At 72.3% G+C, this 20,975-nt stretch carries 17 protein-coding genes; 3 read left to right on the top strand and 14 right to left on the bottom strand.

The genetic code is table 11. From position 1 onward, the window contains the following. Positions 1-3: 3 nt before the first annotated feature. From FB467_RS08180 to mraZ, 11 genes are all read right to left on the bottom strand, one after another. On the bottom strand, positions 4-810 hold the full coding sequence (locus tag FB467_RS08180; RefSeq protein WP_141784664.1) for a cell division protein FtsQ/DivIB: 807 nt from the start codon (positions 808-810) through the stop codon (positions 4-6). Continuing rightward, on the bottom strand, positions 807-2,300 hold the full coding sequence (gene murC, locus FB467_RS08175) for a UDP-N-acetylmuramate--L-alanine ligase (protein ID WP_141784663.1): 1,494 nt from the start codon (positions 2,298-2,300) through the stop codon (positions 807-809). The genes FB467_RS08180 and murC overlap by 4 nt, the downstream gene beginning before the upstream one ends. Next, complete coding sequence (gene murG / locus FB467_RS08170) at positions 2,297-3,403, bottom strand: undecaprenyldiphospho-muramoylpentapeptide beta-N-acetylglucosaminyltransferase (protein WP_141784662.1); 1,107 nt, start codon at positions 3,401-3,403, stop codon at positions 2,297-2,299. The genes murC and murG overlap by 4 nt, the downstream gene beginning before the upstream one ends. Further along, entirely contained in the window at positions 3,400-4,662 is a 1,263-nt protein-coding gene (ftsW, locus tag FB467_RS08165; protein ID WP_141784661.1) for a putative lipid II flippase FtsW, read from the bottom strand. Before ftsW ends, murG begins: the two co-directional genes overlap by 4 nt. Further along, positions 4,659-6,203, bottom strand: a complete 1,545-nt coding sequence (gene murD / locus FB467_RS18970; protein WP_228393094.1) for a UDP-N-acetylmuramoyl-L-alanine--D-glutamate ligase — start codon at positions 6,201-6,203, stop codon at positions 4,659-4,661. Before murD ends, ftsW begins: the two co-directional genes overlap by 4 nt. Next, positions 6,200-7,315, bottom strand: a complete 1,116-nt coding sequence (gene mraY, locus FB467_RS18965) for a phospho-N-acetylmuramoyl-pentapeptide-transferase (RefSeq protein WP_141784659.1) — start codon at positions 7,313-7,315, stop codon at positions 6,200-6,202. The genes murD and mraY overlap by 4 nt, the downstream gene beginning before the upstream one ends. After that, positions 7,315-8,736, bottom strand: a complete 1,422-nt coding sequence (locus FB467_RS08150; RefSeq protein WP_141784658.1) for a UDP-N-acetylmuramoyl-tripeptide--D-alanyl-D-alanine ligase — start codon at positions 8,734-8,736, stop codon at positions 7,315-7,317. The genes mraY and FB467_RS08150 overlap by 1 nt, the downstream gene beginning before the upstream one ends. Then, a complete protein-coding gene (locus tag FB467_RS08145) occupies positions 8,737-10,623 on the bottom strand; it encodes a peptidoglycan D,D-transpeptidase FtsI family protein (RefSeq protein ID WP_141784657.1) in 1,887 nt (628 codons plus the stop codon). It lies immediately after the preceding gene. Between the two features lie 3 nt (positions 10,624-10,626). Further along, positions 10,627-11,187 (bottom strand): cell division protein FtsL, encoded by a 561-nt coding sequence (gene ftsL, locus FB467_RS08140; protein WP_141784656.1) that lies wholly within the window; start codon positions 11,185-11,187, stop codon positions 10,627-10,629. Further along, positions 11,184-12,194, bottom strand: coding sequence for a 16S rRNA (cytosine(1402)-N(4))-methyltransferase RsmH (gene rsmH / locus FB467_RS08135; RefSeq protein WP_141784655.1), 1,011 nt, complete (start codon positions 12,192-12,194; stop codon positions 11,184-11,186). Before rsmH ends, ftsL begins: the two co-directional genes overlap by 4 nt. A 248-nt stretch (positions 12,195-12,442) precedes the next feature. Next, complete coding sequence (gene mraZ, locus FB467_RS08130) at positions 12,443-12,874, bottom strand: division/cell wall cluster transcriptional repressor MraZ (RefSeq protein ID WP_141784654.1); 432 nt, start codon at positions 12,872-12,874, stop codon at positions 12,443-12,445. 410 nt (positions 12,875-13,284) lie between these two features. On the opposite strand from mraZ, the gene FB467_RS08125 reads away from it, so the two are divergent. The 3 genes from FB467_RS08125 to FB467_RS08115 are packed head-to-tail and all read left to right on the top strand — an operon-like array spanning position 13,285 to position 17,892. Next, complete coding sequence (locus FB467_RS08125; protein ID WP_141784653.1) at positions 13,285-14,265, top strand: AAA family ATPase; 981 nt, start codon at positions 13,285-13,287, stop codon at positions 14,263-14,265. A 37-nt stretch (positions 14,266-14,302) separates the two neighbouring features. Continuing rightward, entirely contained in the window at positions 14,303-15,568 is a 1,266-nt protein-coding gene (locus FB467_RS08120; protein ID WP_141784652.1) for a DUF58 domain-containing protein, read from the top strand. Then, on the top strand, positions 15,565-17,892 hold the full coding sequence (locus FB467_RS08115; protein WP_141784651.1) for a transglutaminase TgpA family protein: 2,328 nt from the start codon (positions 15,565-15,567) through the stop codon (positions 17,890-17,892). Before FB467_RS08120 ends, FB467_RS08115 begins: the two co-directional genes overlap by 4 nt. On the opposite strand, the gene FB467_RS08110 is transcribed toward FB467_RS08115, so the two are convergent. The 3 genes from FB467_RS08110 to FB467_RS08100 form a co-directional block, all read right to left on the bottom strand. Then, on the bottom strand, positions 17,867-18,424 hold the full coding sequence (locus FB467_RS08110; RefSeq protein WP_228393096.1) for a GNAT family N-acetyltransferase: 558 nt from the start codon (positions 18,422-18,424) through the stop codon (positions 17,867-17,869). The genes FB467_RS08115 and FB467_RS08110 overlap by 26 nt on opposite strands. 3 nt (positions 18,425-18,427) lie before the next feature. Next, on the bottom strand, positions 18,428-20,266 hold the full coding sequence (locus FB467_RS08105) for an RNA polymerase sigma factor (RefSeq protein ID WP_141784650.1): 1,839 nt from the start codon (positions 20,264-20,266) through the stop codon (positions 18,428-18,430). A 221-nt stretch (positions 20,267-20,487) separates the two neighbouring features. Next, positions 20,488-20,895: a universal stress protein gene (locus FB467_RS08100; RefSeq protein WP_141784649.1), complete on the bottom strand. Its 408-nt coding sequence runs from the start codon at positions 20,893-20,895 to the stop codon at positions 20,488-20,490. Positions 20,896-20,975 lie beyond the last annotated feature (80 nt).

The raw sequence follows: 20,975 nt of genomic DNA, 5'->3' as shown, positions 1-20,975 counted from the left end.
GGCTCAGTCCTCCGGTGGCGCGATCGGCATACCGGTCAGGACCGGGGTCTCCGGTGCCGACAGGTCCACCGTGACCGGCTGGACCTCGTTGTCCGGGTCGATGCTCTTCTGCTCGAGCAGGGCGGTCAGCACCCTGGTCTTGAGCTCGGACTGGGACACGTCGCCCCAGGTCACCTTCATCGTGCCGATCGTGAACTGCACGGTGCCCGAGCTACGGAGCCGCAGGTCCGAGACGCGGGACCGCAGGTCCTCGGGCAGCGCCTCCAGGAGGCCCGCGACCCCGGCCACCTGCTCCTCCGGTGCCCCCGCCTCGGGCACCCGCAGCTTCGGGAGGTCCTCGGCAGGGCCGCCCACCGGGTCGAAGAGCACACCGGCCCGGTCGGCCGCCTGGTAGTCCCCCGAGGAGCCCGACCGCACGGCCAGCACCGGCTCCCGGGGCGAGACCACCAGGGTGATCGCATCGGGCCACGAGCGTTTCACCTCGACGTCGGCGACCCGCGGGTCCGCCAGGATCTGCTCGCGCACGTCCCCGGTATCCACCCGGGCCAGCGGACGCCCGGTGGGGATGGCCGCCGAGTCGACCACGGCGGTGGCCAGCTCTCCCTCGGTGCCCTCGACGACGACGTCGTGGACCACGAACGCCCGGGAGTAGCCGAACAGGAAGACCAGCGCGCCGACCAGCACGGCCAGCAGGGCGACCCAGCGCAGCGGGCGCAGGGGGCGGCGCCGCACCTGGGCAGCACGTTCGGCGATCCGGCGGTGGGGGGTGTTCTGCTGACCCTTCCCACGCCGGCGGGGCAGCCACCTCACGACCCGCCCCGCCCCTGCCGGTCCGGCTCGTCCGCGGCCCGGTCGGCGGCACCCAACAGCCCCAGCACCTCGGGACCGACCCGGGTCACGTCGCCGGCGCCCACGGTGAGCAGCAGGTCCCCCGGCCGCACGGTCTCGGCGACATGGTGGGCCGTCCCGTCCCGTTGGGGCAGGAAGCGGGCCTCCCCCCGGAAGTCGCGCAGCGTGAGCCGGTCGATGATCAACTGACCGCTGATCCCGGGGACGGGATCCTCCCGGGCGCCGTAGACGTCCATCACGCACACCACGTCGGCGGCGGCGAGCCCGGCGGCGAACTCCTCGGCGAAGTCCCGGGTCCGGGAGTACAGGTGCGGCTGGAACAGCACCACGAGGCGCCGGTCGGGTCCGGCGACGGCACGTCCGGCCTGGACGACGGCGGCCACCTTGTCCGGGTTGTGCGCGTAGTCGTCGATGATCTGCACCCCACCGGCGGTGCCGACGGGCTCGAACCGGCGGTGCGTCCCCGGGTAGCTCGCGAGCCCGGCCAGCACCGGGTCCGGCTCCAGGCCGAGCCCGGCGGTCGCCGCGAGGTAGGCGGCGGCCGCGTTGAGCACGTTGTGCCGCCCCGGCATCGGGACCAGCAGGTCGTGGGTGGCACCGGACCGGGTGTCGGTCAGCACCGCCCGCGTCGAGAGCCCGTCGGGCCCCGGGACGCTCTCCCCCACCTGCAGGTCCGCCGCCGGACCCGACCCGAAGGTGAGCACCCGGTTGCCCTGGTCACGGTGCTGCTCGGCCAAATCGGCCGCACCGGGGTCGTCGGAGCTGGCCGCCAACAGCCCACCCGGGCGGATTGTTGCGGCGAACCTCCGGTAGGCCGCCCTCAGGTTGTCCACGGTGCCGTAGAAGTCCAGGTGGTCGGGCTTGACGTTGGTGACGATGGCGACCTGCGGCCGGTAAACCAGGAACGACCCGTCGCTCTCGTCGGCCTCGACCACGAAGGGGCCGGTCCCCGGCGCGGCGTTGGTGCCGGTGCCGCCGATCGGGGATCCCACCACGTATGCCGGGTCCGCGCCGGCCTGCCGGAGGGCCCAGGCGAGCATGGCGCTGGTCGTCGTCTTGCCGTTGGCCCCGGCAACGGCCACAGCGTCCCGACCGTGGAGCAGCGCGGCGATCCCCTGGGCGCGGTGCAGGACGCGCAGCCCGGCCGCGCGGGCGGCCACGAGCTCGGGGTTGGACTCGCGGATGGCGCTGGAGATGACCACCGTCTGCGCTGCACCGAGGTTCGCCGGGTCGTGGCCCACGGCGACCCGCACCCCCTCGCGGGCCAGTGCCTGCAGGGCGGGGCTGTCGACGGCGTCCGAGCCGGACACCTCCGCCCCCGAGGCGAGGAACATCCGGGCCACCCCCGACATACCCGAGCCGCCGGCCGCGATGAAGTGCACCGCCCCCAGCTCCTCCGCGGGAGGAACCGGCTGGGTGAAGTCGAACCGTTCGTTGACGCCGTCGCTCACCCCGCGTCGCCTCCCCGGACGGCGTCCAGGACCATGTCCACGACCGCCTCGTCGGCGTCGCGGTGGCCCATGACCGCCGCGGCCCGGGCCATGGTGGCGAGCCGGTCGGCGTCCTGCAGCAGCGGGAGCACCTCGGAGCGGACCCACCCGGCGGTGACGTCCTCGTCGGCGACGAGCACCCCACCACCCGCGGCCACCAGGTCGGCGGCGTTCAACCGCTGCTCGCCGTTGCCGATCGGCAGCGGGACGTAGACGGCCGGCAGCCCGACCGCGGCCAGCTCGCAGACGGTGCCCGCGCCCGCCCGGCACACCGCCAGGTCGGCGGCGGCATAGGCCAGGTCCATCCGGTCGGTGTAGGGCAGGGCCCGGTAGGGCACGCCGCCGCCCTCCGGCAGCTCGATGTCCTTCCCGGCCCCGGTCAGGTGCAGCACCTGGACCCCGGCACCGGTGACGTCGCCGGCGGCCCCGGCGAAGGCGGTGTTGAGGCGCAACGCGCCCAACGATCCCCCGAAGACGAGCAGGGTCGTGGCGTCCGGGGCCAGCCCGAAGTGTTCCCGGGCCTCGGCGCGGCGGGCGGCGCGGTCCAGGTCGGCGATCTCCCGGCGCAGCGGCAGGCCGACCACGCGACCGTGCGGCAGCCTGGTCTGCGGGAAGGTCACCCCCACGTGGGTGGTGAACCGTGCGCCGAGCCGGTTGGCCAGCCCGGGGCGGGCGTTCTGCTCGTGGATCACGATCGGCACCCCGGCACGGCGGGCCGCCAGGTAGGCGGGGCTGGCGACATAGCCGCCGAAGCCGACGACGGCCTGGGCGGCCACCTCCTCCAGCACCCCACGGGTGGTGACCAGCGCGGACCGCATCCGGGCCGGGAAGCGCACGGCGGCCCCGGAGGGTCGGCGGGGGAAGGGGACCTTGGGCACGACCCGCAGGTCGTAGCCGCGGGCCGGGACCAGCTCGGACTCCAGCCCCTCGGCCGTGCCGAGCACGGTGATCCGCACGTCGGGGTCCCGACGCCGCAGGCAGTCGGCGGTGGCCAGCAGGGGGTTGACGTGTCCCGCCGAGCCGCCGCCGGCGAGCACGACCGACCGTGCTCCCGGGGGGTTCATCGGCGGCCGACCCGGGGAGTGGGCAGCACCGCGAGGGTGCGCCGGAGTACCGAGGGCTTGGCGGCCAGCGACTCCCGGGCCCCCGGCAGGGAACGGGCCAGGGCCAGCAGCAGGCCCATCCCGAGCAGGGCGGAGACCAGCGCGGACCCGCCGCTGGAGACCAGTGGCAGCGGGACACCGATGATCGGCAGCGCCCCGATGACGGACCCGATGTTGAGCATCGCCTGGGCCAGCAGCCAGACCATCACGCCGGCGGCGGCGATCCGCACGAAAGTGTCCGGGCTCCCCGCCACGATCCGGTAGCAGGCGTAGCCGATCACCACGAAGAGCAGCAGCACCGCCAGGGTGCCGGGCAGCCCCAGTTCCTCGCCGATGATGGCCAGGATGAAGTCGTTGTGCGGCTCGGGCAACAGGCCCCACTTCTCCCGGCTCTCGCCCAGCCCGAGGCCCCACCAACCGCCGTCGGCCAGGGCGTACTCGGCGTGCACCTTCTGGAAGCAGCCCTGCACGTGGGGGTTGGTGCAGGAGTCCCCGATCCAGGCGGCGATCCGCTCCATCCGGTTGGCGCTGGAGGTGGCCAGGTAGGCCACGCCGACCCCGGCGAGGGCACCGGCCCCGATGAACCACCGCGCCTGCACGCCGGCGGTGAACATCATCCCCCCGGTGATCGCGACCAGGATCAGCGCCGTGCCCAGGTCGTGCCCGAGCAGGACGAGGCCGATCAGGATGAGTGCGAACGGGAAGACGAACGGCACGATCACGTGGCCGATCCGGTGGATCACCTTGCGCTTGCGGGCGAGCACCACCGCGCCGAAGACGACCAGCGCGATCTTGCCGAACTCCGAGGGCTGCAGCTGGAACGGCCCGAGGCGCACCCAGTTGCGGTTGCCCTGCCAGTCGATCCCCAGCGGGGTGAAGACCAGGGCCTGCAACCCGACGGCCGCCACGATCCCGATAAGGCCGAGCTTCTTCCAGACACCGATCGGCAACCGGCTGCCGATCAAGCACAGCACCACCCCGGCACCGGCGAAGACCACCTGGTTGAGGAAGACCGTGTAGGAGCTGCCGCTGTCGTAGTAGGAGCCGATGCTGGAGGCGGACAGCACCATGACCAGGCCGATCGCGACCAGGATGGCGGTGCTCGTGGCCAGCAGGTAGTAGGGCGCCAGCGGCGACCGCAGGCGGTCGGCGAGGGCGGCCGTGATCGACGGCGGCTCGACCGGCTCGCCGCGGCCCCGCGACGGGTTGAGCGTCGTCACGAGGTCTCACCCCGGTCCCGGCGCCGGGCGACCGCGCCGGTGAAGTCGGTGCCCCGCGCGCCGTAGTTGGGCCACATGTCCAGGGAGGCTGCGGCCGGTGCCAGCAACACGACGTCGCCGGGGCGGGCCAGGCCGAGGGCCCGGTCCACCACCTCGTCCATCACCGCCGCCAGGGCCTCCGCGGTCCCCCGAGTCTGCTGCCCATCACGTCCCATGTCCCCAGTGTCGGCGGCGGACACCCGCACGACCGGGACCTCGGGCGCGTGTCGGGTCAGGGCGGCGGCGATCTGCTCCCGGTCCTGGCCGAGCAGCACCACGGCGCGCAGGCGGTCGCGGGCGCCCGCGACCAGGCCGTCGACGTCGGCGCCCTTGAGCTGGCCGCCGGCCACCCAGACGATGTGCTCGAAGGCGGTCAGGCTGGCGGCGGCTGCGTGCGGGTTGGTCGCCTTGGAGTCGTTGACGAAGCGGACCCCCGCGACCTCGCCGACGTCGGTGATCCGGTGCTGGTCGGGCTCGAAGCCCCGCAGGCCGTCCCGGACGGCCGCCACGGGGACCCCGACGGCACGGGCCAGCGCCGCAGCGGCCAGCGCGTCGGCCACCAGGTGCGGCGCCGGGGGGACCCCGTCCCGGGTGAGGTCGGCCAGGGTGGCCAGCTCGGCGGCCGAGGACCGTCGCTCCTCGATGAAGGCCCGGTCGGCCAGCACGTCCTCGACCAGGCCGACCATCGACAGGCCCGGGGTGCCGAGGGTGAACCCGACGGCCCGACACCCCTCCTGGACGTCGGCGTCGCGGACCAACTGCTCGGTGACCGGGTCCTGCACGTTGTAGATGCAGGCCAGCTCGGTGTGCTCGTAGACCTTGCCCTTGGCCGCGGTGTACTCCTCCAACGACCCGTGCCAGTCCACGTGGTCCGGGGCGACGTTCAGGCAGCAGGAGGCCACCGGGGCGATCGACTCGCTCCAGTGCAGCTGGAAGCTGGACAGCTCGACGGCGATCACGGCATACGGCTCGGGGTGCAGCACCGCCTCCAGGATGGGGGTGCCGACGTTGCCGGCGGCGGTGGCGCGCAACCCGGCCGCAGTGAGGATGGCGGCCAGCATCTGGACCGTGGTGGTCTTGCCGTTGGTGCCGGTGACCGTGAGCCAGGGCGCGGCCCCCTCCTGCGGACGCATCCGCCAGGCCAGCTCGACCTCTCCCCAGACCGGTATGCCGAGGCCCGCCGCGGCGGTGAGGACCGGGTGGTCGGGGCGCCAGCCGGGAGAGGTCACCACCAGGTCGGCATCGGCGAGGTCCGCCGGCAGGTCGGACACGTGCTCGGCCCCGAGCCGGACGTCGGCGTCCAGCACCCGCAGGATCTGGGCCTGTTCCTCCTGGTGCTGCCGGCCGGTCCCGGCGTCCAGCACCGTGACCTTCGCGTCCCGCTCGAGCAGGGCGTCGGCGGCGGCGAACCCGCTGACCCCGAGCCCGGTGACCACGACCTTGAGGCCGGCCCAGTCCGCGGCGCCGTGGGTGAGGTCGTCCAGGGAGCGACGCGCGGTCACAGCTGGACCACCCACTCGGCGTAGAAGATGCCCAGGCCCACGGCGACGCACAGTCCGGCGATGATCCAGAACCGGATCACGATGGTGATCTCGTGCCACCCGACGAGCTCGAAGTGGTGTTGCAGCGGCGCCATCCGGAACACCCGTTTGCGGGTCATCTTGAAGTAGCCCACCTGGATGATGACCGAGAGGGTGATCATCACGAACAGCCCGCCCAGGATGGCCATCAGCAACTGGGTGTGGGTGGTGATCGCCAGGCCCGCCAGCGCGCCGCCAAGGGCGAGCGAGCCGGTGTCCCCCATGAAGATCTTGGCCGGCGAGGCGTTCCACCACAGGAAGCCGAAGCAGGCACCGGCGACGCAGGCGGCCACCACCGCCAGGTCGTGGGCGTCGCGCACGTCGTAGCAGCGCGAACCGGGGTTGATCTGGCAGTTCTGGTTGAACTGCCAGATCCCGATGAGCACGTAGGCGCCGAAGACCATCACCGAGGCGCCCGTGGCCAGGCCGTCCAGGCCGTCGGTGAGGTTCACCCCGTTGGAGGCCCCGGCGATCATCACGTTGGCCCACAGCACGAAGCAGATCAGGCCGCCGACCGTGCCGAACACGGCGAAGTCGATGTTGGTGTCCCGCACGAAGGAGATGGCGGTGCTGGCCGGGGTGCGGTAGGTGTCGCCCGGGAACTGCAGGGCGAGCACCGCGAAGATGACCGCCACGGCGGTCTGCCCGATCAGCTTCTCGTGGGAGCGCAGGCCGAGGCTGCGCTGCTTGGAGATCTTGATGTAGTCGTCCAGGAACCCGACCAGGCCCAGCCCGGCCATCAGGAAGAGCACCAGCAGGGCGCTGATCGTGAAGGTGTTGCTGCCCAGCTCCACCAGCCCGGTCGCGTCCAGCAGCATGAGCAGCAGGTGGGAGCCGAAGTACCCCAGCAGGGTCGCGGCGATGATCACCGCACCGCCCATCGTGGGGGTGCCGCGCTTGGTGTGGTGCGAGGTCGGTCCGTCGTCGCGGATGAACTGGCCGTAGCCGCGGCGCACCAGGAACTTGATGAACAGCGGTGTGCCGAACAGCGCCACGACCATGGCGATCCCCGCGGACAGCAGCACGGTCACCATCAGTCGCTCGCCTCCGCCGCCTCGACGATCGCATCACCCAGCAGGCGCAGCCCCGAGTCCCGGCTCGACTTCAGCAGGGCGACGTCCCCCTCGCCGAGTTCCTGCTCGAGCAGCGTGCGGGCGGCATCCGCGTCCTCGGTGCGGAACACCGCGCCGGGTCCGCCCGGGCGGGTGGCGCCGGCGGACTCGAACCCCTCGGCGACCGGGAGGGCCCCCGGCCCGACCGTCACCACGGCGTCGATCCCCAGCTGTGCCGCGAGCTCGCCCACCGCGCGGTGCTCGGCCGCGGAGTCCTCGCCCAGCTCGCGCATCTCCCCCACCACCGCGAACGTCCGGCCGGTGCCCCGCATCGAGGCCAGCGACCGCAGCGCGGCCCGCATCGAGTCGGGGTTGGCGTTGTAGGCGTCGTTGACCAGCGTGATCCCCCCGGGGAGCTCGTGGACCTCCATCCGCCACCGGCTCACCGGCCCGGCCTCCCCGAGGGCACGGGCGATCTCGGGGGCCTCCATCCCCAGCTCCTGGGCCACCGCAGCCACCGACAGCGCGTTGCCCACGTGGTGCGGGCCGTGCAGCCGGAGCTGGACGTCCTGGGGCTCCGCACCGGGCAGGAGCAGACGGAAGCCGGCCCGGCCGCGGGCATCGACCCGGATGTCCTCCGCCCGGACCTGGGCGTCGGGTCCGGTGCCGACCAGCAGCACGCGGGCGCTGGTCTTCTCGGCCATCGCGGCCACCACTGCGTCGTCGGCGTTCAGCACGGCGAGGCCGTCGGCCGGCAGCGCCCGGACCAGCTCGGCCTTGGTGTCGGCGATGGCCTGTCGGCTGCCGAACTCGCCGAGGTGGGCCGTGCCGACGTTGAGCACGACGCCGATGGAGGGCGGCGCGATCCGGGTGAGGTACTCGATGTGGCCGACGCCGGAGGCGCCCATCTCGGCGACCAGGTAGGCGGTCGACTCGACCAGACGGCATACGGTCAGCGGCACGCCGACCTCGGAGTTGTAGGAGGCGATCGGCGCGACCGTCTCGCCCAGCCCGGCGACCACCTGGGCCATCAGGTCCTTGGTCGAGGTCTTGCCCGAGGACCCGGTGATGCCGATGATCCGCAGCCCCCCGGCGGCGGTGCAGCGGTCCACCACCTCCCGGCCGAGGTCGGCGAAGGCCTGTTGGACGTCGGGGGTGACCACGCAGGGCAGCTCGGACACCTCGCGGTCGGTGAGCGCGGCGACCGCCCCGCGCTCGGCGGCACCCGCCACGAAGTCGTGGCCGTCGGCGTGTTCACCCTGGCGGGCAACGTAGAGGCTCCCGGGATCGGCCTCCCGGGAGTCGGTCACCACGGCGGTCCGGACCAGGACGTCCCCCGACCCGGCTGGGAAGACCCGGCCTCCGGTGACCGCCGCGACCTCGTGCAGCGACAACGGGATCACTCAGTCGTTCCCTTCGTCCTTGATCGCGATGTCGCCCAGTGTGACACCTGAGGGCTCCCCCGGGGCAGGGTCGTCCGGGTCGTAGGTGAGCTCGATGTCCGGGGACTCGGTCGTGCTCGGCTCGATTCCCTGCTGCTGCAGGGCGAACCGCATGACGTCGGCGAACGCCGGCCCGGCGACCTCGCCACCCCACTTGCCCACCTTGGGCGCCTGCACGGTCACCGACACGATGATCTGCGGGTCCTCGGCGGGCGCGAAGCCGACGAATGCCGAGGTGACGGTGTTGTACTTGCCGGTCTTGGGGTCGACCCGGTCGGCGGTGCTGGTCTTGCCCGCGACCCGGTACCCCTCGACCGCGGCCTGGGGCGCCGTGCCGTCCTGCGTCGGCACGTGCTCCATGATGCTGGTCAGCGTGTCGGCCGTCTCCTCGGTGACGACCCTGGTGCCCTCGTGGGCTGGCTCCTCGACGAATCCGCCGTCCTCGTCCTGGGTGCCGGCGACGATCCGCGGCGGGATGTGGACCCCGCCGTTGGCGATCGTCTGGAAGACCCCGATCTGCTGCAGGGCGTTGCTGGTCAGGCCCTGGCCGAAGAGCATCGTGTACTTGGTCGTGGGGCCCCAGTTGGACGGCTCCCACAGCAGTCCCGGGGACTCACCGGGCAGGCCCAGCCCGGACGTGCTCCCCATCCCGAACTTGCGCTCGTACTCGTAGAAGACGTCGTCGTCCAGCGCCTCGCCGTACAGGATGGTGCCCATGTTGGAGGAGGTGGCCAGGGCCCCGGCGAAGGTCACGTAGGGGTTGTCGGGGTCGTGCGAGTCCTTGAACCGCGTGCCGCCCCGCGGCAGGCGGTTGGGCAGCACGATCGGGGTCTCCGGCTCGACCAGGCCCTCCTCCAGGGCGGCCGCTGCGGTGATCAGCTTGCCGGTGGAGCCGGGCTCGTAGGCGTCCTCGACGGCCGCGTTGCGCATCCCGGCGGAGGTCTGCGACGGCTCGGCCGGGTCGAACGAGGGGTAGCTGGCCAGCGCCAGCACGTTGCCGTCGATGTCGGTGATCACCACGTAGCCGGAGACCGCCTTGGCCTCCTTGACCCGCTGCTCGATGACGTCGTAGGCGTACCACTGCAGGTCGCTGTCGATGGTGAGTCGCACGTCCTGGCCGGGGACGGCCGGCTCCTCCGCGTGGTCGGCGGTGCTGATGGTCGGGCCGACCCCACCCTTCTCGAAGGTCTTGGTCCCGGGCGTGCCGGTCAGCAGGTCGTTGTAGATGAGCTCGACGCCGCCGGCCGGCTGCTCCCCGGCACCGACCCAGCCGACCAGCGGGGCGTGCGAACTGCCCCGGGGGTAGGTGCGCTTGTAGTAGTCCTCGGCATAAATGCCCGGTATGCCGAGCGCGTGCACCTCCTGCCAGACCTGGGGAGAGACGTCCTTGACCAGGTAGGCCCACTGGCTGTCCGGGTTGGCCTGCATGATGTCCAGCAGCGCCTGCGGGTCCCGACCGGTGGCCGCCGCGATGTCCTCGGCCGCCCCCTGCGCCCCCACCGTGGTGGTCACGCCGTCGACCTTCTTCTTGTACTCCACCACGGCGGTGGAGTCGACGGTGATGTGCTTGCGTTCCACGCTCTCGGCCAGCGGGAGCCCGTTGGCGTCCACGATGGAGCCGCGCGCCGCCGGGATGGTCGCCATCCGCAGCCGCATGTCCAGCGCGGCGGCCGACACCGACGCGGCGTCCAGGCCCTGCAGCCGCACCAGTTGGGCGGCGAACAGGCTGAACACGATCAGCACGCCGAACAGCATGATCCGCGCCCGGCGCTGCGGGTGGACCAGACCGCGGGAGGCCGGTGAGCGGCGACGGGCCCGGCGGGCAGGGGTCGGACGCTTCGTCGCCACAGGTCAGCCTTCCTTGTCCGCGTCCCCGGAACTCTCGTCGGTGGTGCCCGATCCGGCCCCTTCCTCGGCGTCGGATCCGGAGGTGGTCTCGTCGGTCGTTGAGGACGTCACCACGGTAAAGGTCTGATTGCCGTCGACCCCTGCCGCCACGCCGAGCACGGCGCCGTCGGAAAGTCGCAGCACGGCCGTGGAGGGCGAGGGCACCATGCCCAGCTTGTCCGCCTCCTTCGCGATGGTCTCCGGGGAGCTCAGCACGCTCAGCTCGGCCTCGAGGGTCACCCGTTCGTCGTGCAGGCGGGTCTGCTCGGCGGTCAGTGCCCCGAGCGTGAAGGCCCCCTCCCCCCGCGCCATGTTGAGCATCAGCGCGGCCATCAGGCCCCCGAGGACGAGGGCGATGCAGAGCAGGGCGAACCCGGTGTTGCCCTGGCGGCGCGGTGCCGCGTCGACGATCCGTAGGCGGGGACGCTGCGTCGTCTGACGGTTCCCCGGCGCGGGGCGGGCGGCGCCTGCCCGGGAGGCCCGGACGGCGCCTCGCGGGGCTCGCGCCGCGGTCATCTGGCTCATCGGCGGTTCTCCTTGTGGTCGGCTGGCGCGTGAAGGTCGGCGGGCGCGGTCTCTCGGATGCGTTCGGCGGCGCGGAGCCGGACCGAGGCGGCCCGGGGGTTGGCGGCGATCTCCTGGTCGTCGGCCTGCTCCGCGCCACGGGTGAGCAGGCGCAGCCACGGGCGCTGCTCGGGCAGCTCGACCGGCATCCCGGGGGGTGCCGAGCTGGTGGCGCCGGCGCCGAGCAGCTGCTTGGCGATGCGGTCCTCGAGCGAGTGGTAGGCCAGCACGAGCACCCGGCCGCCGACCGGCAACAGATCGAGTCCAGCGGGCAGCGCGGCCCGCCAGGTGGACAGCTCGGCGTTGACCTCGATGCGCAGTGCCTGGAAGGTGCGCTTGGCCGGGTGCCCACCGGAGCGTTGCGACGCGGCGGGCACGACCTCGTGCAGCAGCTGCACGAGCGGGCCGGAGGTGGTGAACGGCTCCTGCTCACGGCGGCGGACCAGGGCGCGGGCGATCTTGCGGGCGAAGCGCTCCTCGCCGTAGTCCTTCAGGATCCTGGTCAGCTCGGCCTCGCTGTAGCCGTTGAGCACGTCCGCGGCGGTCATCCCGCGCGACTGGTCCATCCGCATGTCCAGGGGCGCGTCCATCCGGTAGGCGAAGCCGCGCTCCTCCTCGTCCAGCTGCAGCGAGGAGACCCCCAGGTCGTAGAGGATCGCGTCGGCCCGGGAGATGCTCAGCTCGGCGAGCGCCGCGGGAATCTCGTCGTAGACGGCGTGCACCGGCACGAACCGCTCCCCGAAGCCGGCCAACCGTTCCCCGGCCAGGGCCAGGGCCTCGGTGTCACGGTCGATCCCGACGGCGCGGGCCCCGGGGCAGGCCCGCAGGATCGCCTCGGTGTGGCCGCCCATGCCGAGGGTCGCGTCGACATACACCGCGCCCGGCTGCTGGAGGGCAGGGGCGAGCAGGTCGACCACGCGGTCGCGCAGCACCGGCTGGTGCCGGTCTGCCGCTGCCCGTTCGGTCATCTGCGGGGTGCTCCGCTCTGCTCGCTGGATGGTCAAGGTCGGGGGTCCTGGTGCGCCCGGTCCGGGCGGTCCGCGGGTGGCCTGGTTCCTCTGGTCAGGTCTCCATCCGCTCCGGGGCGGTCCGGCACCGGGGAAGAGGTGTCGGCGACGCCACCGTTTCGACGTGGCTCCGGCGCCGGGGAAGGGACGTCGGAGCGGTGAGCGGCTGGAGACCTGGCCCGAGGAGCGCAGTGCGCACCCGCGGCCGGTCAGATGAGTCCGGGCACCACCTCTTCCGATTGGTCGGCGTAGGCAGGCTCGGTCTCTTCCAGGTAGGTGTTCCAGCTCTCGGTGTCCCAGATCTCCACCCGGGATCCGGCGCCGATGACGGTGCACTCGTGGCTCAACCCGGCATACGCGCGCAGGTTGGCGGGGATGGTGACCCGGCCCTGCTTGTCCGGGACCTCGTCGGAGGCACCGGAGAGGAAGACGCGCTGGTAGTCCCGGACGGCACGGTTGGTGGTGGGCGAGGTCTGCATCGTCGCGGCGACCCGCTCGAACTCGGCCATCGGGTAGACGTACAGGCAGTGCTCCTGGCCGCGGGTGATGACGACTCCGCCGGCGAGCTTCTCGCGGAACTTGGCCGGGAGGAACATCCGGCCCTTGTCGTCCAGCCGTGGCGTGTGCGTGCCGAGGAACACCGGTGCTCACCCCTTCCCGACCGCGCCAGTCCGAACCACTGCTCTCCTAGGCGCCCCACAGTACTCCACTTTCCTCCACCACGCATCGTTCCTGACCGCTTTCACGACCAGGTTTCCCGAATACCCGCTGGTGAACCGAGGTGGAGCCAAGTGGGGGAAGTTCGCCACGGCGGGCCCACGGGCCCCGCGTCCGGTCGCGGAGCGCACCGAACGACGGCTCCCCGGGGCGGGCGTGGGAGGATCGGGACACCGCGGAGGGGCCGAGGGTGGAGCGAAGTGGAGGAGTGCCGGTGGGCAGCGACGGAATGGCGGAGGGCGGCGCGGACCCGGGTCGCCCCACGGATCACAGTGCGGACACGATCCCCAATTCGGGTGCGGTCCCCGTGGCCCCGATGAGGCAAGATCGCACCATGTCCGTCAACGCCCCGACCGCACAGTCCGCCGACCTCGACAGCATCCGCGGGACGGCCTCGACGATCCACCACGCCGTGTCGACCGTGATCGAGGGCAAGGAACAGGCGGTCCGGACGGCGGTCACCGTACTGCTCGCCGAGGGACACCTGCTGGTCGAGGACGTCCCGGGTGTGGGCAAGACGATGCTGGCCAAGGCGTTGGCCAGGGCGATCGACTGCCGGGTCAGCCGGGTGCAGTTCACGCCGGACCTGTTGCCCAGCGACATCACCGGCGTCAGCGTGTTCAACCAGGACTCCCGGTCCTTCGAGTTCCGCCGAGGAGCGGTCTTCGCCAACATCGTCGTGGGCGACGAGATCAACCGGGCCTCCCCCAAGACCCAGTCCGCCCTGCTGGAGAGCATGGAGGAGCGCCAGGTCACGGTGGACGGCACGACCTACGCACTCCCGTCCCCGTTCATGGTGATGGCGACCCAGAACCCGATCGAGATGGAGGGCACCTACCCCTTGCCCGAGGCCCAGCGGGACCGGTTCATGGCACGGATCTCGATGGGGTACCCGGAGGCGTCGGCGGAGATGACGATGCTGGCCTCGCACAGCGAGCACGATCCGCTGGCCGCCCTGCAACCGGTTACCGACGGGGCGACGGTGCAGGCGCAGATCGAGGCGATCCGCGGCCTGCACACCTCGCCGGCGCTGCGCCGCTACGTGGTCGACCTGGTCACCGCGACCCGGCACCACCAGGGCCTGCGGCTGGGTGCCTCCCCCCGCGCCGGTCTCCAGCTGCTCCGCGCGGCCCGTGCGCACGCGGCCCTGGCTGGCCGGGACCACGTGCTGCCCGAGGACGTCCAGGGCCTGGCCGGGGACGTGCTGGCCCACCGGGTGATCCTGACCGGTGAGTCCCAGCTCGCCCGGCACACCGCGCACGACCTCATCGCCGACGTCGTCCGCCGCACGCCGGTGCCCTCCGGGCGCGGCTGACGCCCCCGGCGACCGACCTCCCGGACGAAGGAATACGATGCGCAGCCCAGGGGTGCTGACGAGCAGGGGCCAGGCCTTCCTGATGCTCGGCGTCCTGACCGCGTTGGCCGGCATCGTGCTCGGCTACCGGGACGTGACCCGGATCGGCATCCTGCTGCTGGCGCTCCCGCTGCTGGCCATGGTGTGGATGCGCCGGCGTCCGCCCTCGATCCGGGTGCTCCGCACCGTCTCACCCTCCCGGATGCTGCCGGACGAGCGCGGTGAGGTGCGGGCACTGTTCACCAACGTGGGCTCCTCCCGCACCCCGATGTACCTGGCCGAGGAGCAGTTCGACTACGCGCTGGGCGACCGGCCGCGGTTCCTGCTGCCCCGGATGGACCGGGGCGAGGAACGCCAGCTGCGCTACACGATCCGTAGTCGGCACCGCGGCAGCTACCCCCTCGGCCCGGTCACCCTCCGGCTGCGCGACCCGTTCGGTCTGACCTACCTGGTCATGCAGCTGCCCCGCACCGACGAGGCGCTCGTCCTCCCCCGCATCTACGACCTCGGGACCCGGGGGCCCCGCGGGCAGGGCCGCGGCACGGAGGGCGAGCTGCCGCAGATGGTGGCCCTGCACGGTGAGGACGACGTGAGCATCCGGTCCTACCGGGACGGCGACGAGCTGCGCCGGGTGCACTGGCCCGCCACCGCCCACCGGGGTGAGCTGATGGTGCGCCAGGAGGACCGGCCGACCCGGCGCCGGGCGGTGCTGTTGCTGGACTCGCGCTCGTCGGCCCACCCGGGCTCGGTCCACCGCCCCTCCTACGAGTGGGCGGTCAGTGCCCTCGCCTCGGTCGCCCGGCACCTGATCCAGGACGGTTTCGTGGTCCACCTGCTCACCGAGGCGACGCTGGAGGACGGCAGCGCCGCGCACCCGCTCGACCTGGACCGGATCATGACCGTGTTGGCCAGGATCCAGCCGGCGACCGGCTCCGCGGGGCTGGACCCGTTGATCGCGGCCGCGCACTCCTTCACCTCCGGCGGCGTCCTCGTGGTGGCCGCCGTGGTCGCACACGACGAGCAGGAGGTGCGCAACCTCGCGGCGATCCGGCAACCGGGCAACACGGCGATGGCCTTCGTGCTGGACCGGTCGGCCTTCGACGCCGGCTCCCCCACGGGCACGACCCGGGACACCGGCACGCTGGCCCTGGAGGGGGTGCTCTCCGAGTCCGGCTGGCAGACCGCCCTCGTGGGGCCGGCGGACCCGGTGGCCGGGGCCTGGGAGGTCATCCACGGGTCCCGCCGGTCGGAGGGCGTGCGATGAGGCCGAGCCTGGACCGCAGCCTGTGGCAGGAGGCGGCCGTCGCGGCGGTCGCCTCGCTGTGCGTGGCGTGGCCGGTGTCCTCGCTGCTCCGGGAGAACGTCTGGCTCGAGGGCGCCCTCATCATGGTGCTGTTGGTGGCCGTCTCCGGGGCGCTCCTGCGGGCGGTCGGGGCCGGGCCCACCACGACCGTGCTGGTCCAGGCGGTCGTGGCCCTGTGGGCGGTCCTCTACCGCTACCTGGGCGACACGCTCTGGTACCTGTTGCCCACCCCCGAGACGATCTCCGGCGCGTCGCGTCTGCTCCAGGAGGCCGGGCAGGTGCTGCGCACCTACGCCGCCCCGGCCCCGACGACGGAGGGCGTGGAGTTCCTCATCGTCCTGGTGATCACCCTGACCGCGCTCTCGGTCGACTCGATCGGGGTCACCGGACGCTCCCCCGCCGCGGCCGGTATCCCCCTCGCCGCCGGGTTCCTGGTCTCGGTCTCCAACACCGGGGAGGCGATGGCCCCCTACTACTTCGTGGCCGTGGCCGCGGCCTGGCTGGTGATGATCGCCCAACAGGGCGGGCGGGTCGTGGGCGGCTGGTCCTCCGCGGACCGGCGCGAGGCGGTCGGTGCCCGGGACGTCTCGCACGGGCCGACGGGCTACCGCGCCGTCGCCCGGGTCCTCGGGGCCTGCACCATCATCGGCGCGCTGCTCGCCGCCTCCCTGCTGCCCCACCTGCCCCCCACCTACTTCGCCGACGGGTTGGCCCGCAACCCGGACGGGCGCAGCGTCGGGGGTGACAGCGGGTCGGTGTCGTTCACCGAGACCATGGACCTGCGCCAGGACCTCAACAACCCGTCCCAGGCACCCGTCCTCCGCTACCGGACCAACTCGGCGGTCCCGACTCCTCTCAGGGTCACCGCCACCTCGGTGTTCGAGGACGGCCAGTGGCTGCCACCCGACTACTCCGAGACGCCCGCGGAGCGCGGCACGGACCGCTTCGAGTGGGGCGGGGAGACCGGCGCGCTGGACCCGGACGTGCCCGGCGGCACGGCGGAGATCACGGTGGTGCAGAACTCCGTGCGGGCTCCGGCCCTGGCGGTACCCAGCCCCGTCGTCTCGGCGGATCTCGGCGTCGCCTGGGCGGTGGACGGGGGCACGGCCGCGATCCGTGTCGAGGCCCCGCCGGAGTCGTACCAGGTCCGCTACCTGGAGATCGCGCCCCGGGGAGGCCTGCCGGAGGGTATCGGCGACGAGCCGGCGACCCCGCCCCCCGGCCAGGAGGAACAGTTCGAGGAGTACCTGAGGGTCGACCCGGCCTCCGAACAGGCCATCTCCGCGCTGGCCGACGAGGTCGTCGGCAACGCCACGAACGACGTCGACGTCGCCTCCCGGATCCAGAACCACTTCCGCACCGGGGCCTACCTCTACTCCCTGGAACTGGCACCCGGCGGTGACGAGTCCGACCCGATCAGCCACTTCCTGCAGACCCGGCGGGGCTACTGCGTGCAGTTCGCCACCGCCATGGTGATGATGGCGCGGCACGAGGGGATCCCGGCCCGGATGGCCGTCGGGTTCCTGCCCGGCACGATCCAGCAGGACGGCACCCGGGCGGTGCGGGCCTCCGATGCGCACACCTGGCCCGAGCTGTACATCGACGGTATGGGGTGGACCCGGTTCGAGCCCACGCCCGGCCGGGCCGGTAACACCCCTCCCGGCTATGCCCAGAGCCAGACCGAGCTGCCGGAGGACGACCCGACCGCGGACACCGACCCCACGCCGACCGCCACGCCCACCGCGCCCGACGACGCCACCGGCGGTGGCCAGGAGTCCGGTCTCTGGGACTCGGTCAAGGACCTGGCACCCACGCTCGGACGGGTCCTGGTCGGGCTCGTGGTGCTCGCCGCCCTGATGCTGCTGGTGCCGTGGGCGGGTCGCCGCTACCGCGAGGCCGGGCTGCGCAGCGCACAGAACGATCCGGACCGGATCGAGGGCCACTGGCTGCTGCTCACCCGCTCCTTGGAGGACCTCGGGGTCGGGCCGCCGGGTGCCCGCAGCCCCCGGGAGATGCGCGACCACTACCTGGCGGCCACCTCGCTGGACCGCCGGAGCAACGAGGCGCTGGGCCGGGCCGCCGACACCCTCGAGCGCAGCCGCTACGCGAGCGACACCGCCCAGCAGGAGGGTCAGGTCGCGGTGATGGCCCGGGACGTCCGGGCGGTCGTCGACGCCGCCCACGAGAAGCTGCCGTGGAACGTGCGGGTGCACAACCGGGTGCTCCCTCGCAGCGGGCTCCACGCGATCCGAGACGGGGTCAGCCGGCTCCTCCGGCGGCGGTGAGTTCCCAGGCCATCTCGCGCTCCACCAGGTCGGCGCGGCGCGGGTGCGGGGTGGTGGCTCCGGTGAACCGGAATCCGGTCCGCTCGTAGAGCCGGATCGCGGCGGCATTGCTGCTGGTGACCTCGAGCAGGATGCGCCGCCGCCCGAGTTCCAGGGTGAGCTCCCGCGCGCCGGCCATCAGCAGGTCGCCGACCCCCGACCCGCGGGCAGCCGGCACGACATACATCGCGATCAGGTTGACCGACCCCTGCGCGAACGGGACGTCGTCGGCATACCCCTCCGGCAGGATCCCCAGAGTGCCGAGCGGCGTGTCGTCCGCCGAGCGGGCCTGGAGCACGCACGCGGCACCGGTCACCGATGCGCGCCAGTCCTGCTCGGTGCGGTCGGCGACCTCCTCGTAGGTGGTCCAGAACGCGTCCGGGGCCTCCCGCAGCATCTGCAGCCGCAGGTCGCGGTGGGAGGCCCAGTCCCCGGCGGCGACACGGTGCAGGTGCAGACCCGGCGGCCCCGGCACCGGTCGCGCCACGGGCACCGGTCAGTCCAGGTAGTCCCGCAGGACCTGGGAGCGCGAGGGGTGACGCAGCTTGCTCATCGTCTTGGACTCGATCTGCCTGATCCGCTCTCGGGTGACCCCGTAGACCTTGCCGATCTCGTCTAAAGTCTTGGGCTGCCCGTCGGACAGGCCGAACCGCATGGAGACCACGCCGGCCTCCCGCTCGGAGAGCGTGTCCAGCACCGAGTGGAGCTGCTCCTGGAGCAGGGTGAAGGAGACCGCGTCGGCCGGGACGACCGCCTCGGAGTCCTCGATCAGGTCACCGAACTCGGAGTCGCCGTCCTCACCGAGCGGGGTGTGCAGCGAGATGGGCTCCCGGCCGTACTTCTGGACCTCGACGACCTTCTCCGGCGTCATGTCCAGCTCGGCGGCCAGCTCCTCCGGGGTGGGCTCCCGGCCCAGGTCCTGGAGCATCTGGCGCTGCACCCGCGCCAACTTGTTGATGACCTCGACCATGTGCACCGGGATGCGGATGGTGCGCGCCTGGTCGGCCATGGCGCGGGTGATCGCCTGCCGGATCCACCAGGTGGCGTAGGTCGAGAACTTGTAGCCCTTGGTGTAGTCGAACTTCTCCACCGCACGGATCAGCCCGAGGTTGCCCTCCTGGATCAGGTCGAGGAAGAGCATGCCGCGGCCGGTGTACCGCTTGGCCAGCGACACCACGAGGCGCAGGTTGGCCTCGAGCAGGTGGTTCTTGGCGTTCTTGCCGTCCTGGGAGATCCACCAAAGCTCACGCTTGAGCTTGGCCTCGATCTTGTCCCCGGAGTTGAGCCGCTCCTCGGCGAACAGGCCGGCCTCGATCCGCTTGGCGAGCTCGACCTCCTGCTCGGCGTTCAGCAGCGCGACCTTGCCGATCTGCTTCAGGTAGTCCTTAACCGGGTCGGCGGTGGCGCCGGCGGTGACGACCTGCTGGGCCGGTGCGTCGTCGTCGTCGGCCGAGCTGAGCACGAAGCTCTCGTCCTCGCGCTCCGGCTTCTTGTTGGCGTTGCCGGGGGTGGCGGCCTCCTCGGTCTCCTCGGCGTCCTCGCCCTCCTCGTCGTCCGCCTCGGTGACCTCGAGGTCGTCGTCCACCTTCGCGGCGGCGGCCTTCTTGGCGGCCGTCTTCTTGGCTGCCGTCTTGCCCGCCGCGGCCTTCGTCGTGCGGCCGGCAGCCTTCTTGGCAGCGGCGCGGGTGGTGCCTGCCCGGGAGGCGGTCTTGCGGGCGGTCCCCTTGGCGGCGCCCGTGCTGGTGCTCGTCCCGTCCTCGGCCGTGTCGTCCGCTCCCGCGGCCTTGCTCGCGGCCTTCTTCGCCGTGGTCGTCTTGGCCGTGGTCGTCTTGGCCGCGGTCTTGGCCGCGGTCGTCTTGGCCGCGGTCTTGGCCGCGGTCGTCTTGGCCGCGGTCTTCGTCGCAGTCTTGGCGGCGGCCTTCTTCGCTGCGGGCTTCTTGGCGGCCGACGTGGTGTCCTGCGCCTCGTCGTTGGCGGGGGCGGAGTCGGCGGGCTCCGGGCTCGACTTCTTGTCGGTCGTCTTGCTCGTGGTCTTGCTCGCCGTCTTGGTCTTGGCCGGGGACTTCTTGGCGGTCCGGCGCCGGCCGGACGGCAACTGGGAGCTGTCGTCCTCGCGGATCTCGATGGCGTTGTCGTGCAGCGTCTTGAGGACCTTCTTGCTTCCCCGGGAGCCCAGGTCCGCGCTCTCCAGCGCGACCTTCACCTCGGTCATGCTCAGGTGTCCGCGCTTCTTGCCCTCCTTGAAGAGGGTGGTCAGCTCGGGGGTGCCGAACTCAGCGGGAAGCTCGGTCGGCTCGGCGGTCTTGGCGGCGGTCTTGGGGGTCACGGGTGGCATCAACTACTTTCTGCTGCGCCGGTCCTGCGCAGCACCCGGGGACGACCAGTCAGGGCGCACGGGAGCACCAGAGTGGTCGGGGGGTTCGCGATGTGTCACCGATCGTGTTGCGTTCCGATCAGCGGCTTACTGACATTATAAAACCACCGGGCCGCCGAAGTTGTTCCCCGGCTGGTCAGCGCGGTGTCCGGGGCCTCGCGAACCCACCCGACACACGCGGGTCAGTCGTCGTCGCCCGCCTTGACGGCCAGCACCGGGCAGGAGGCGTCGAGCAGGATCCGCTGGGCGTTGGAGCCGAGGATCAACTTGCCGACCGGGGTGCGCCTGCGCAGCCCGATCACGATGAAGTCGCCATCGGACTCATCGGCGACCGCGATGAGGTCCTCGCTCGGCTCGTTTCCGCGGACCAGGGCCCGCACCTCGTGCTCGACACCGTCGGCGTCCAGCGAACGCTGCACCTTGCCCAGCTCCTCCTCGAAGCGCTGGGCCTCCCCCGCGTCGAAGTCCCGCCCACCCCGGTGAGAGTTGACCACGATGAGCTTGGTCCGTCGCAGTTGTGCCTCCTGGGCGGCCCGCCGCAGCGCAGCGCGCCCTTCCTTGGTCGGCACATAACCCACGATGATCGACATAGGTGCTCCTCATCCGCTCGAGAGAATGTTGGTGAGATTACACCGGAGCATGTCATTTCGTCCCCCGTCGGGGCCCACCG

The sequence above is a fragment of the Ornithinicoccus hortensis genome (genome assembly GCF_006716185.1).
Taxonomy (GTDB): domain Bacteria; phylum Actinomycetota; class Actinomycetes; order Actinomycetales; family Dermatophilaceae; genus Ornithinicoccus; species Ornithinicoccus hortensis.
The sequence above is the reverse complement of the archived record's forward strand: the minus strand, read 5'-3'. Positions and strand labels throughout refer to the sequence as shown.